Genomic DNA, 13,628 nt, shown 5'->3' with positions numbered 1-13,628 from the left:
TGGGTCAGTCACCGTCCGGGACGGCGCCCACGATCTGGCGCAGCTCCCGCAGTTTCGCATCGCATGCACGGCGCAACCGTGAATCCTCAGCGGTGTCGGCGTCGCCGGCCAGGCCGGTCAGGAACGCGAGAGCCTCGTCCAGTTTGGTGTGCCAGCCCAGCGCGGCCGACTGTTCGGCCCCGGTGACGGCGGCCTCCAGCGCCGCCTCCATGGAGCCGAGGCCCCGCAGGGCCCTGGCGCGGACCAGCTCGATGCGCGTGAGCATCGTCGAGCCGGCGGCGCGGTCCGCGGCCTCCTCCAGGAGGGTGAGCGCGGCGGCGAAGTCACCGGCGGCGACGTGGGCCTGCGCCAGGTTGTAGGTCTGGACGGTCACACCGTGGCGGTCGTCGGCCTGCTCGTTCGCGTGGAGGGCCTGGCGGAACAGCGGGAGAGCGTCCGCATGCCGCTCCTGGGCGAGGGCGATCAGGCCGCGGGTCTCGTGCACCATGCCGCTCAGCACCGGACGGCCGATGACCTCGCAGAGCGTGCCGGCGACGGACAGTTGCTGTTCGGCCGAGTCGTACAGGCCCTTGTGGTAGTCGTGGCGGGCGAGCTGGTTGCGCATCCGGATCTCGGCGTCCCGGCGGCCGGCCCACTGTGCGGCCTCGACACCGCACTCCTGCACAGGCCGCCAGACCGCGTACGGCCTCCGGCTGTGGAACCACGCCCACAGGGACTCGCACAGCCGCCACACCTCGTCGTACCGCTCGTGCGTCATGGCTGCCCGCACCACAGGGAGCAGATTGCCCCGCTCGCCGTCCAGCCAGTCCAGGGCCTGGGCACCGGTCTCGAACAGGCCGGGAGGCAGCGGTCCGGGCGGCTCCTGGAGACGGAAGCGCGCCTCGCCCAGGGTGAGCCGGTCGGCGTGCGCGGCCGCGGTGGCGTAGAAGGCCGCCGCGGCAAAAGCGAGTGACCGCCGCTCCTCCTCGGGCAGTCGTACGGCGAGGGCTCGGGCATGGGCCCGCACGAGATCGTGCGGGCGGAAGCGACCGGGGTTCGCGGTGCCGGTGAGGAGGTGAGAGCGGTACAGGGCGCCCACCGCGTCGTCCGCCTGGTCGCCGACCACGGAACGGACCAGCGGCGTCGTGAAGCTGACCAGCTCGGCGGCGCCCAGGAGCGCGTACAACCGCTGGGCGGAGGCGGGGAGTTGCGCGTGGACCGTGTCGAGGATGGCGCTCATCGACGGGCTCCCGTCGCCGGAGACCGCGGTCAGCATGCGCTCGGGCCCGAAGGAGCGCAGCGTCTCGTCGAGGTCGAGGTCGAGGTGGGAGCGGGCGGCGAGCCATTCGCCGACCGTCAGGAGGGCGAGCGGCATCCCGTCGCACAGCCGGGCCAGGACCACCGAGGCCCCTTCCGGCAGTGCTTCGCGCGCGGTGGCGTCCTCCCGAGACGGCTGCGCACGCCGCAGTCCGGCCATCAGCCGGGAGGCGGCACGCTCGTCCAGGGGGTCGACAGAGATCGGGTGAGCTCCGTCCCGCGCCACCAGCGCCGGCAGCAGTCTGCGGCTGGTGACGACCAGGAGCCCCGTGCTCGGCACCAGACCGCGCACCTCGGCGGCATGCTGAGCGTTGTCGACCACCACCAGCAGACCGCCGTTCGCGGAGACGGACCGATACAGCGACGACAGGCGCCTGCGCTCGTGCGGCACCACGTCCGGGTGGACGCCCAGATCGAGCAGGAAGTCTCTCAGGACCGCGCACACGTCAGCAGCGCCGTCCTGCCGCAGCTCCTCCAGGTCCACGTACAACTGCCCTTGGGGGAACCACCGCAGGTGGTGGTCGGAGCCCGTCCAACGGGACAGCAGCTCGGTCTTGCCGATGCCGCCGAGTCCCGACAGCAGGACGATGCGCGGCCCCTGGCCCGACACGGCCGCGGCGGCCGCCGCATCCAGCTCGGCGAGCTCCCGGTCCCGATTGACGAAGTCCCGCGTGAGCGGGGGCACCTGCCGGGGGCGGGGCGGCTCGTAGGCCGGAAGGTTCAGCGCCTCGATGCGGTTCGCCTGGATCACCGACCCGTGGATCACCGCCCGACCCGTGACGAGATTCCGCGTGACGTCGCCACTCGCGCCCTGCTCGTTCACCCGCGCTCCCTCCGATGCCCCATGCGGCGACCAACAGGGTATGCCTTGGCTCTCCTGGCGGGGCCGAGACCGATTCCGCTGATGGGCATCTCCTCTTCCCGGCCGCGCCCCCGCCGGCCGGCTGGCCGCGCGGGCTCAGATCCAGCCGGAGTCCTGGGCGATACGGATGGCGTCGACCCGGTTGCGGGCCTGGAGCTTGCTGACGACCGTGGTCAGGTAATTGCGCACCGTACCGGCGGTCAGCCGCAGTCGTTTCGCGATTTCGGCGGCGTCCGCCCCCTGTGCGGCGAGCCGGAGCACCTCCGTTTCGCGGGAGGTGAGGGGGCTGTCCTCGCTGCCCCATACGGCGAGGGCGAGTTCGGAGTCGATCGCGCGCTGGCCTGCCGCCACCTTGCGGATGCCCTGTGCGAGTTCCTGCGGCGGGGCGTCCTTGAGCAGGTAGCCGGACACCTTCGCCGCCATCGCCCGGCGGAGCGTGCCGGGGCGGCCGAGGGTGGTGAGGATCAGGGTGCGGCAGAGCGGTACGCGCTCGTGGAGCTGCTGGGCCGCGCTCAGGCCGTCGATGCCGGGCAGATCGATGTCGATGACTGCGACGTCGGGCAGGTGCTCGCGTGCCGCGGTGAGTATCTCGTCACCGCGTTCCACGCTGACCACGACCTTCAGATCGTGTTCGAGGTCCAGCAGCGCCACCAGCGCCGCACGCATCATGTGCATGTCCTCGGCGAGCAGGACACGAATCATCGAAAGTCCCCCCATGACTGTTCGACAGGCAGCCACTCGTGCTGCTCAGCAGATCATGCTAACAGCCTCCCGAAAGCGCCTGATTGGGCATCAATGCGGGTTTTCCGCCGCCCGCTGCGGGCCGCGCCTCGGTCGCGACGGGCACCTCCGCGACCAGCCGGAACCAGCCCTCGTGGTCCGTCGTCGCCTCGCTGTCTCTCTCGGTGATGAGTCTGCCGCCGACCTCGCTCAGACGCTGCCGCAGGTTGCTCAGACCGTTGCCGCTGTCCGGTGCGGGATCGCGGTAGTCGGCGACCGTTCCGTCGTTGAGCAGCGTGAGCCGTGCGGTGCCCTGGTCGATCACCGCGGTGACGCCGCAGCGGGTGGCCTTGCTGTGCCGCAGGAGATTGGTGACTCCCTCACGGAGCACCGTGGCCAGCACGGTGCGCGACCGGGCGTCGATCTCCTCGACGGCGGGGTCGAGGACCACGTCCGTCTCGACGTCCGCGGCGTCGAGCACCGAACGGGCCAGCGAGATCTCGGAGGCGAGCGACATGTCGCGGTAGCCCTGCGCCACGCGCCGTACATCGGCCAGCGCCTGGCGGGAGATGGTCAGGACCTCCTCCACCTCCTGGTCGGCCAGTTCGTGCTGCGCGCGGACGAGCCGCTGCAGCAGCTCGCTCTTGAGCACGATCACCGAGAGGCTGTAGCCGAGCAGGTCGTGCAGGTCGCGGGCCAGGCGCAGGCGTTCGCTGTTCGCCGCCAACCGGGCGATCTCGGGGCGGGCGGCGTAGACCTCCTCCACCAGCGTGGAGAGCCGGGTGAGGCCGTAGGTGACCAGTCCGGTGAGCAGGGTGGTCTGGCACATGTACAGCAGGTCGACGACGGACATCTTCTGCAGTAAGCCGGGCACCAGCAGGCTCAGCCCCGTCAGGCCGTACAGCGGCCAGCCGACCCGCGGCGGCAGCAGGAGCAGCAGCGAGCCGCCCAGGAAGCCGGCCATGGCGCCCCACATGATGCCGAAGGAGGCCAGCGGCAGGAACGTGAGCAGGCCCTGCGCCGTGAGGGTGGCCACCCTCGACCAGAGCGGGGCCCGGGCCGCCCCCGGCCGGCAGTGCAGGAGTTGCAGCACGAAGACGGCCGCGAGCGTGACAAGTCCGGTGACCAGCGCGGGTGTCGACGGCCCGACGCTGAGGATGTTGATCGCCGTGATGCCGAGATAGCAGGAGAGTGCGGCCAGCAGGATGGCCCGGGCGAGCCGTGGAGCGGGGGTGGTGCTCCACCATCGGACGCGGGTCGCCGCGGTGTCCGGCTGAGCGTCGCTTCGCATCCTCCGCATACTCCTGTTCCTTCGGGAGCGCTCGCGAGGGGGGATTTTCCGGACGCTCCAGGACCGGAGCCTGCTGTCAGGGCCCGAACGCTCGTCCGCAAGACTTTACGCGGATGACCTGTTTCACATCAGCCCCTTCCGTAGAAATTACTCCCCCGCTTCACTCACGCCGCCCCGAGGGCAACTCCCGTGCCGGTCACCGGCGCGACGGGTGTCAGACGAACAGCGGTACCGGATTGAGCCGGGCGTACGGTGTCGGCTCCGCGAGCCGTCCCAGCGCGACCGGAACGTCGTAGAGGCGTCCGGGCGCGTACCTTGCCCAGAAGTGCCGCAGCCCGGGAACCACCACCTTGGCCACGGGCAGTCCGAGGTCCGGGCGCGTCTGGTCGAGCACCAGCACGTCCATGCCGCGTGCGGTGAGCAGCGCGGTGGCCGTCGTGATGGCGTCGCGCAGGTCCGTCGTGGGCGTGTGGTCCCACAAGTGCGGGGTGCGGGGCTCCTGTTCGGCGGCGGGCAGCAGGTACGGCTGGCTGGTCACCGTCTCGTGGCGCCACCACTGAAGCGCCTGCGGGTGCTCGACGCGGTATCCCGTCCCGTCGCGGCGGGCGTCGCCGACGGCGGGGAGCAGTTGCCCCATCTCCGTCAGGGCCCGGCGCAGCGCGATCCGCGGGTCGAAGTGTGCGCCGAACCCGAAGACGATGTCCTGGGAGGGCTTGTCGGTACGCCGGGAGAGCGCGGCCACCACGGGAAGGCCCAGGTCCGAGGTGAGGTCGAGCGCCCAGATCTCGCGGGACACGCGGCGGTAGCCGTGCCGGAGGCGCTCCAGGTACGGCTCGGCGAAGGCGTCGAGGTCGACGGCCGGCTGGCGCGTGCGGTTGTACCACCACAGGGCCACCGCGTCGCGTTCGACCAGTTCCAGCAGGCCTTGGAGTGCCGCGTCCTCGAAGCTGCTGCCGGCGGCGTTGCCGTTGGAGTCGGCGAGCGGCTCCCCCCGGGCGCCGGCTGGGGCGGAGAAGTAGAGCATGCTGCTCGGCAGCAGCCGGTGCGTGCCGGTGGCCAGGGACCACAGCGGGGTCCAGTCGACCGGCGCGCTCGGGTCGAACCGCTCGGGGACCCAGGCGAAGGGCGAGCGCCCGGCGTTCCAGGCGGCGCGGTCCCTGAACTGCCGATCGTGGTAGAGCTGTACGGCGTTGGGGTGCAGCGCCGCCTCGCCCAGGCCCCGGAGGCTGTCGCGGACCGCCGGCTCGTCGCCGTGCCGGGTGCCGCTGTAGCGCTCGACCGCCTCGCCCAGGGCGCCGGCCCGGGCTTCCGCGGAGGTGAGACCCTTGCCGCCGCTGAGCGCGCGCACTCCGGAGGCGGACCCTGCCGCCGCCATGGCCAGGTTCCGTCCGGAGACGTAGACCTGGGCGAAGTCCGGAGCGCCCGGGGCGCGGCGGGGCCGGGCGACCACGCCGGTGACCGGGTCGGCCAGGTGCTCGTACCGCTCCAGCATCCGCTCGGCGGTCAGGGCGCGGTGGCCACCGCTCGGGCCGGCCTCGGCCCTGGGCGTGCTGCGCAGTCGCGGCGGGTGCCAGCCGCGGGCGCCGACGAGCTGGGGATCACCGCACACCGCGCACTGCGGCCGACGGGACACCGGGTGGGTGCCGACCCGCAGCCCGAGCAGATCGAGGGTGCGCACGGCGTCCTGTTCGGCGCCGCGGTAGCCGGCCGTCCACTTGACCGCCTCCAGCACGGCCGTCTGCACGGCCAGCGCGCTGCCCGCGCTCAGGGCGGCCTCCGGTCGGCAGAGGTGCCCGGCTCCCCGCACGGTGGGTTCGGCCTGCCGGTGGCCGCGCAACCGGGCGGCCAGGCAGGACCAGCACGGCCCGTCGTCCGGCCGGAAGAACGGGCCGATCCACGGCTCTGGCCCGCCCAGCCGGGCCAGCAGCCAGGGGCGTCGGGCGGCCCGGTGTTCGGCGTCCACCGTGCTCAGTCCTGGTGCGAGGTAGTCGTCGCACAGGACGAGGCCGAGCGCGGCCTCCCGCGTGGAGTCGGTGACCCGCAGCCCCGTGGCGCGGCACGCCTCCCGGACCGTGTCGGAGGACACGCCGGGCAGCGCGACGAGGCGCACGGACGCGCGGGCGGTCTCCTCGACCGCCCGGGCCCCGTCCAGCCCGGCCAGGTCCCAGTAGGCCTCGGTGGCCCGGTCGCAGGGCGTGCGACCGGCCGGGGTCCGGTATCTGAGGAGTCCGGCGTCGCCCAGGACGCGTAGCGCGTCGCTCACCTCGGCGGCGGTCAGTGACGCCGCGGCGTCCCGGGCGACGCCGTCGGGGGTGCGGGTTCCGTCGAGCAGCGGCGCGAGGATCTCTGCCTGCGGGCCGCGCAGTGCGGTGGTCCCCGAGTGGGAGACCAGGTAGGCGGCCTCGCCGGGCACCACCGTGCATCCGAGGTGGCTTTTGAACTCCACCAGTCCTGCTTCCCCCGTGGTGGCCGTCATGCGAAGGCGGGCTCCACGCCGGGGGCTGGGGTGGCGGTGAAGGTGAACAGGGCGGCGCCCGTGTCCTCGGCGTCGTGGCCGAGGTGTTCCACGACGAGCTGCGGGAGCGCGTCGTGGTGCGGGTCCGCGGTGACGGGGACGGCGATGGGCGTTGAGACGGTGTTGTCCGGCATGAGCAGGTCCTCTCCGGTCTCGGGCAGGTGTCGTCGCGCTGTTCCGAGGGACGCGGCAGGTGCTGGTGCGGCGTCTCGCACGGCAGGATCCTGGCGGGGCGACCGGCGCTGGGACAGTCACCGATTCATGGTCGTCGGGTGAAGAATTCCCGGACACATCCATCAGATTTTCACTTCCCCACCGGCTGCACCGCGCTCTCACCGTGGGCACGTCGCACCTCGTTTCCCGACATACCGTCCTGTTTCGCCCCGAGAGGTCGCTCCGCGGTCCTCGCCCGGCGCGGCCCCGACCATGACGACGTCATGTCCGGGCACAGCGGAACCCACGCCGCACACGGGGACCTCACCACTGTTTCCGGCCCGCCGGCGGTGCCATCTTCGGTGGCACGGCGGGTTCGTGCGGCTCCGCCGGGACGGGAAGAGGCCGGAAGGCCGGACCGACGGGGGACGCACCATGACGCCGTATCTGCCACGCGCGGCCACCGCCATCGAGGCGGGGCTGTCGCTGCTGTGCCTGCCCTGCGCGGGGGCCGGCGCCTCCGTCTACGCGGGGTGGCAGCAGGCGCTGGTCAGCCACGGCGCCGGGCTGCGGGTGCTGCCGGTGCAGCTGCCGGGCCGCGAGGAGCGGGCCGGCGAGGCCCGGTTCACCGAACTGGACGCCCTCGTCGCGGAGTTGGACGAGCACCTGGACGACGCCCTGGCCGGGCCCCACCTCCTGTACGGGCACAGCATGGGGGCGTTCGTCGCCCACGCCCTGACCCTGCGCAGGCAGCGCCGCGGCGCGGTACTGCCGCAGGCCCTCGTGCTCAGCTCCCACCGCGCCCCGCACGTACCCCCCAACCGTGTCCTCGATCCGGACGCGGACGACGAGACGCTGGCGGCGGCCCTCGCCGACCTGGGCGGGATACCGCCCGAGCTGGCCGGCCGGCGCGGCTTCCGGGCCCGGTACATGCCGCTGGTCCGGGACGACCTGCGGGTGTGTTCCACAACAGTGCGCAAGGAGGAGACCGAACCCCTGCGGGTGCCGCTGCACCTGCTCGTCGGGGCGCAGGACCGGCTGGTGCCGGTGGAGGCGATGGACGCCTGGTCCGTGCACGGCGGTGCGGGCACCGAGCTGCACACGCTGCCCGGCGGACACTTCTTCGTCCGCACCCACGAGAACGCTCTGCTGCGCCACCTCACCGCGGTGGCCCACCGGTACGGCCCGGTGCCGGCCCCGTGACCCTTTCCACGAGAGGAAACCGAACGTGCGGATAGTGATCGCCCGGCGGAGAACGCCGGTATGGCGGGATGCGGCCGCCATGGTCAGCGAGGTGTTCGAGAGACGCTTCGGGGCCCGGGTGGACCCGGACCCCGACCGGTTCATCGCCTACCTGGGCGCACCAGAAGGGCGCCCCGAGCAGGTGGAGGCCTGCATCGGCGTCTCGCTGCCGGAGGACGGGCCCGTCCTCCTGGAGCGGTACCTGGACGCGCCGATCGAGGAGGTCCTCACCGCGGCCGAGGGCCGGCCGGTGCGCCGCCGCCAGATCCTGCACCTGGGAAGCGTCGCCTCCACCAGGACGCTGGCGGGCGCGGAGCTGTACCGGGCGGTGCCGCTGATCCAGGCGTGTCTGGGCCGGTCGTACGCCGCCATGACGATGACCGGCCGCTCCGCGGGGCTCGCCCGGCGCCTCGGGCTGGTCACCCACCGGCTGTGCGAGGCCGACGGCGACCGCCTGGGAGCCGAGGAACTCGCGCGCTGGGGCACGTTCTACGACCAGCGGCCCGAGGTGCGCTGGGGGCGGCTGGCGGACCACTCCGAACAGTTGGTCACCGGTGTCGAGCGCTACGCCCTCGACTCGGTGGACATCCGGCTGCTCACCCCGGAAGTGACGGAGCTGACACATGCTGCCTGAACCCTCCCGTTCGGCACCGTCGTTGGTCGCCGGTCTGCTGCGGCGGGCTCGGAGCGACGCCCCCATGGTCGAGGTGCTCTCCCCCACCGGCGGCCCCGGAGTCCGCCACACCTACCGGGAGGTGATCTCAGCGGCCCGGGTGCTGGCCCAGCGGCTGCAACGGCACAGCGCTCAGCTCGGCAGGCCGGTACGGGTCGGTCTGCTGGCCGGGAACTCCGCGGAGTGGGTGGCCGCCGACCTGGCCGCGCTGTTCGCACGGGCCGAGGAGATCCCGGTCCCCACGGCGTTCAGCACCGAACAGGCCGCCTCGCTGCTGGCCGGAGCCGACATCTGCCTCGTCGACACGTCCGGCCGTGCCTGGCTGGCGGAGCGGGCCGCCGCGGGGGCGCCCCGCCCCCTGCCGGCCGACTGCCGGGTGGTGGACCTCGCCCTGCCCGAACTGGCCGAGGAGGCGGCCCGCGGGCACCTGCCCGAACTCGCCGCCGGCATCGCAGCCGCCGAGTCGGCGCCGGACACCGTCGTGAAGGTGGTGCACACCTCCGGCACCACCTCGGCGCCCAAGGGCGTACGGATCAGGCTGCGCGGCATCGAGGCGCTGCTGGGATCGCTGGCGGGCCGGGTGGAGCAGGAGGCGTTCGCCCGGTACCTGTCGGTGGTGCCGCTGAGCCTGCTGATCGAGCAGGTGGCCGGGCTGTACATGCCCTTCCTCAACGGCGGCAGCGTCACCTTCCTCCCGCCGGGCACCCCCTTGATCGGCACCGTGGCCGACGCGGGACCGCGGATGCTCTCGCTGCTGCGCCAGGCGCGGCCCACCGCCATGGTGGTGCCGCCCACAGTCGCCGGCCTGCTGCTCTCGCTGTGCGAGCAGAACCCCGCGGAGACGCTGGCCCAGCGCCGCAACCGGCTCTTCGGGCACACCGGTCCCGTCTTCATCGCCTGCGGCGGCGCGCCGGTCCCGGTGCAGATGCTGGAGCGGCTGGAGGCGTTCGGGATCCCGCTGTACGAGGGGTACGGGCTGAGCGAGAACAGCTCCGTAGTGTCCTGGAACTTCCCCGGCCGGTTCCGGTTCGGCACGGTGGGCCGGCCGCTGGACCACGTGCGGGTGACGCTCGCCCCCGACGGCGAACTCCTCGTGCGGGGCGACTCGCTGTTCGCCGGGTACAGCCAGGAGGACCCCTCCAGCGTGGTGATCGACGACCAGGGCTGGCTGCACACCGGGGACCTGGCCACGCTCGACGACGAGGGCTACCTGCGCATCACCGGCCGCAAGAAGAGCCTCGTCATCACCTCGGCGGGCCGCAACCTCTCGCCCGAATGGGTGGAGGCGCGCTACCGCGAGATCGGCATCGTGCGCGAGGTGGCCGTCGTCGCGGACGGTCTGGACGAGGTGCGCGGCCTGTTCGTGATCGATGCCGGCGCCGACCGTGCGGACGCCCTGCGGCACATCACAAGGTTCGGCCGGGACCGGCTCTCCGACGTCGAACGGGTCACCGCCGTACGGCTGATGGCCGAGGACGACCCCGAGTACACCCGCTGCTTCACGGTCACAGGACGGCCCCGCCGGGACGCCGTCCGCGACCTGCTGACCCGTACGGCATCCGAGGAGACCACCGCATGAGCACGGCGTTTCGCACCAGCCCCCTCGGCACCGGCAGCGGGCTGCTGCTGGAGCCGGCCGACGGCGGCACGGCGGGCATCGCGCCCGCGGACCTGCTCGGCCTGCTGGCCGAGGCGGGCCACCTGCTGCTGCGCGGTTTCGGCGCGGACATGGACTCCTTCACCGACCTGGTGCAGCGCACCTCCACCTCCACCACGCTCGACCCGGCACGCGAGTTCCACTCCGACGTGGCGCAGAAGGTCGACGCGGGCTTCGACGAGGTCGGGCTGCACACCGAGAACGGCAACAGCCCCTTCCGCGCCCACCTGGCCTGGTTCTTCTGCGAGAAGGCCGCGGCCTCCGGTTCGCAGACCACCGTCTGCGACGGGTACCGGGTGTGGGACGCGCTGCCGGAGGCGGTACGTGAGGCCTTCCGCGGCCGGGACATCGTCTACAGCCGGTACGTCGCCGAGGCGCAGTGGCGGGTCATGGCGCAGCACCTGCTGGAGAGGCCCGCCGACGACATCGACGCGGCGGAGCTGTCGGCGCTCGCCGCGACCATGCCCGGCACCGAGGTGACGCCCGAGGCGGACGGCGGGGTCACCTACGCGTTCCGCACCCCGGCGATGGGCCCCACGCTGTTCGGCACGCGGACCTCGTTCGCCAACAGCATCCTGGGCCCGTCCTTCAACTACGAGAAGCCGCGCATCACCTTCGCCGACGGCGAGGACCTGCCGGCGCCCCTGCTGGAGGAGGTCGCGGGCACCACCGAGCGGCTGACCGAGAACCTGGAGTGGTGCGACGGCGACGTGGCCGTCATCGACAACACCCGGGTGATGCACGGCCGCAGGGCGATCACCGACCCGGACCGCACCATCTACAACGCGCTGAGCTTCGTCCAGCCGCCGCAGGAGGGCGGACTCGCCGCCTGACCTGCTCCCGCCCGACCGGCGGAGGCCGGCGCCTCCCCGCACCGGCCTCCGCCCCGCACCCTGTGAACCACCGAAGGTGATGCCGCATGTTCCACGCCCTGGGCTCCGCCCTCCACGCGAGGCGGAGGCTCTCCCTCCTGCTCGCGCTCGCTGTCGCGGTGCTCGCCGCCGTCCTCGGCGGGTCCGTGCAGACGAAGGTGACCAACGGGCTCGCCGACTACGACGACCCCACCGGTTCGCACACCAGGGCCCGGCAGGTGATCCAGGACGCCACCGGCATCGACCCGCAGCAGGGGTACGCGCTGCTGATCCGCCCCGGCACCGCGATCGACCCCGACGCGCCCACGCCCGCAGCCGTCCGCGCCGGCATCGGCCTGCTCAAGGACAGGGACGAGGTGAAGCGGGTCGTCGACTACAAGTCGGCCCGGGACCCGGGGCTGGTCTCCGAGGACTCCCGCAGCACCGTGGTGGTCGCCGCGGTACGGCCGATGGCGGAGAAGGACGCCAAGGAGGCCGAGAAGGAGCTGACCGACGCCATCGAGGCCGACCCCGCGCTGCGCGGCCACGCCCACCTGGGCGGGCCGACCATCGGCATGGTGCAGGTCGGCAAGGTCACCACGACGGACCTCGCGCTGGCCGAGGGGCTCGCCCTGCCGGTGCTGCTGGTCCTGCTCTTCCTCGTCTTCCGCGGGGCGGTCGCGGCACTGGTGCCCGTCATCGGAGCGGTGTTCACGCTGCTGCTGACGATGGCCGGTCTGCGGGTGGCCACGTTCTTCGGCAACGTGTCGACCGGCGCCCTCAATCTCGCCTTCGCGCTCGCGCTGGGCCTGGCCGTCGACTTCGGACTGCTGTGCGTCTCCCGCTACCGCGACGAACTGGCCGTCTGCGGGCCGGGACCCGAGGCGCTGCGCCGCACCCTGGCGACAGCGGGCCGCACGGTGCTCTTCAGCGGCCTGACGGTGGCTGCCGCCCTTGCGGCGCTGCTGGTCTTCCCCCAGCCGTACCTGCGTTCCATGGGCCTGGCCGGCGTCATCACCTCGCTCGCCGCCGTCCTGTTCGCGCTGCTGGGGCTGCCCGCGCTGCTCGCGCTGCTCGGCAGCCGTATCAACGCCCTGGCGCCGCGGCGGCTGCGCCGCTCCGAGCAGGCCGACGACCCCGCCGTCGGGCGATGGCGGCGGATCGCGCTGGGGGTGATGCGGCGGCCCGTGGCCACCGCGCTGGCCGCCACCGCGCTGCTGCTGCTGATCGCCTCGCCGGCCCTCGGTATCCGTTTCACCGGCGCCGACGCCTCCTCGCTGCCCACCGACATCAGCGCGGGCAAGGTCTCCGCGGCGCTGGAGACGGACTTCGCACAGCCGTCCACCTCCCCGCTGCGCATCGTCGCCGAGAGCCGTGCCCAGGCTCCGCTCGCCTCCTACGCACGCGAGATCGCCCGGGTGCCGGGGGTCGAGCGGGTGGCGGACCCGGTCCGGCTGGACGGCGAGCACTTCGAGATCGACGCCGTGCTGAAGGGCGCACCGCTCGACACCGCGGCCCGCGACGCCGCCACCGCGGTCGAGGACCTCGGGGCGCCCGTGCCGGTCCGCTTCACCGGGCAGACCGCCGACTTCCTTTCGCAACTGGACGGCATCCGCGACCGGCTGCCCCGGGCGGCGGGCGTACTCGCCCTGGTCACCCTGGTGCTGCTGTACGCGTTCACCGGCTCGGTTCTCCTGCCGCTCAAGGCCCTGGTGATGAACACGCTCTCCACCGGGGCCGCGCTCGGCTTCCTGGTGTGGGTCTTCCAGGACGGGCACCTCGGATTCGGGGCGCAGAGCGGCATCGAGAGCACCACTCCCCTCCTCGTGTTCGCGCTGGCCTTCGGCCTGTCCACGGACTACAACGTCTTCCTGCTCGGGAGGATCAAGGAGGCCAGGGCGACCGGACTGGACGACCGCGCGGCGGTCGCCGAGGGGCTGGCCAGGACCGGGCGCATCGTCACCTCGGCCGCGCTGCTGTTCTGCGTGGCCGTCGGCGCGCTGGTGTTCTCCCGGATCGTCTTCGTCAAGGAGCTCGGACTCGGCACCGCGTTCGCGGTCGCCGTTGACGCCACGATCGTCCGTGCGCTGCTGGTACCCGCCTTGATGACGTTGCTGGGCAGGGCCAACTGGTGGGCGCCCGCGCCGCTGCGGCGGCTGCACCGCGTGCTGCGCCTGGACCACGCCGAGCCGCCCGCCGGCGCACCCACCGCGAAGAGGGCACAGGACGGCCCGTACGACGGCCCGCACGGGACGGCCGCCGGAGCGCGGGAGGCGGCCGCCCCCCGCACACCGGAGGCCGAGCCGGCCCCGGCATCCGGCAGCGCCTCGCCGTAGCGCCGGGCCGGGACGTGGGCGGCTTCGCTCAA

Annotated in this window: 10 protein-coding genes; 5 read left to right on the top strand and 5 right to left on the bottom strand. The window is 73.0% G+C overall.

From position 1 onward, the window contains the following. Nucleotides 1–4: 4 nt before the first annotated feature. From DTL70_RS24015 to DTL70_RS33685, 5 genes are all read right to left on the bottom strand, one after another. Entirely contained in the window at nucleotides 5–2,119 is a 2,115-nt protein-coding gene (locus DTL70_RS24015; RefSeq protein ID WP_114024034.1) for an AAA family ATPase, read from the bottom strand. A gap of 135 nt (nucleotides 2,120–2,254) precedes the next feature. Further along, nucleotides 2,255–2,860: a response regulator transcription factor gene (locus DTL70_RS24010; RefSeq protein ID WP_114024033.1), complete on the bottom strand. Its 606-nt coding sequence runs from the start codon at nucleotides 2,858–2,860 to the stop codon at nucleotides 2,255–2,257. A 58-nt stretch (nucleotides 2,861–2,918) separates the two neighbouring features. Beyond that, nucleotides 2,919–4,169 (bottom strand): sensor histidine kinase, encoded by a 1,251-nt coding sequence (locus DTL70_RS24005; protein WP_181861056.1) that lies wholly within the window; start codon nucleotides 4,167–4,169, stop codon nucleotides 2,919–2,921. Between the two features lie 214 nt (nucleotides 4,170–4,383). Next, complete coding sequence (locus DTL70_RS24000) at nucleotides 4,384–6,645, bottom strand: TOMM precursor leader peptide-binding protein (protein WP_114024031.1); 2,262 nt, start codon at nucleotides 6,643–6,645, stop codon at nucleotides 4,384–4,386. Beyond that, nucleotides 6,642–6,818, bottom strand: a complete 177-nt coding sequence (locus DTL70_RS33685; protein WP_181861055.1) for a hypothetical protein — start codon at nucleotides 6,816–6,818, stop codon at nucleotides 6,642–6,644. The genes DTL70_RS24000 and DTL70_RS33685 overlap by 4 nt, the downstream gene beginning before the upstream one ends. Before the next feature lie 454 nt (nucleotides 6,819–7,272). Here DTL70_RS33685 and DTL70_RS23995 point away from each other — a divergent pair, with 454 nt between their 5' ends. From DTL70_RS23995 to DTL70_RS23975, 5 genes are all read left to right on the top strand, one after another. After that, complete coding sequence (locus DTL70_RS23995) at nucleotides 7,273–8,040, top strand: thioesterase II family protein (RefSeq protein ID WP_245979599.1); 768 nt, start codon at nucleotides 7,273–7,275, stop codon at nucleotides 8,038–8,040. A 25-nt stretch (nucleotides 8,041–8,065) separates the two neighbouring features. Then, the gene (locus DTL70_RS23990) at nucleotides 8,066–8,713 is read left to right on the top strand and encodes a thermostable hemolysin (RefSeq protein WP_147266811.1); all 648 of its coding nucleotides are present in this window, start codon (nucleotides 8,066–8,068) and stop codon (nucleotides 8,711–8,713) included. Continuing rightward, nucleotides 8,703–10,331, top strand: a complete 1,629-nt coding sequence (locus DTL70_RS23985) for an AMP-binding protein (RefSeq protein ID WP_114024029.1) — start codon at nucleotides 8,703–8,705, stop codon at nucleotides 10,329–10,331. The genes DTL70_RS23990 and DTL70_RS23985 overlap by 11 nt, the downstream gene beginning before the upstream one ends. Continuing rightward, a complete protein-coding gene (locus DTL70_RS23980; RefSeq protein WP_114024028.1) occupies nucleotides 10,328–11,242 on the top strand; it encodes a TauD/TfdA family dioxygenase in 915 nt (304 codons plus the stop codon). Before DTL70_RS23985 ends, DTL70_RS23980 begins: the two co-directional genes overlap by 4 nt. Before the next feature lie 86 nt (nucleotides 11,243–11,328). After that, on the top strand, nucleotides 11,329–13,596 hold the full coding sequence (locus DTL70_RS23975; protein WP_220183647.1) for an MMPL family transporter: 2,268 nt from the start codon (nucleotides 11,329–11,331) through the stop codon (nucleotides 13,594–13,596). The last annotated feature ends 32 nt before the right edge of the window (nucleotides 13,597–13,628 follow it).

It is taken from the genome of Streptomyces diacarni, assembly GCF_003323715.1.
Taxonomy (GTDB): domain Bacteria; phylum Actinomycetota; class Actinomycetes; order Streptomycetales; family Streptomycetaceae; genus Streptomyces; species Streptomyces diacarni.
This window is presented reverse-complemented; position numbering and strand designations above follow the sequence as displayed.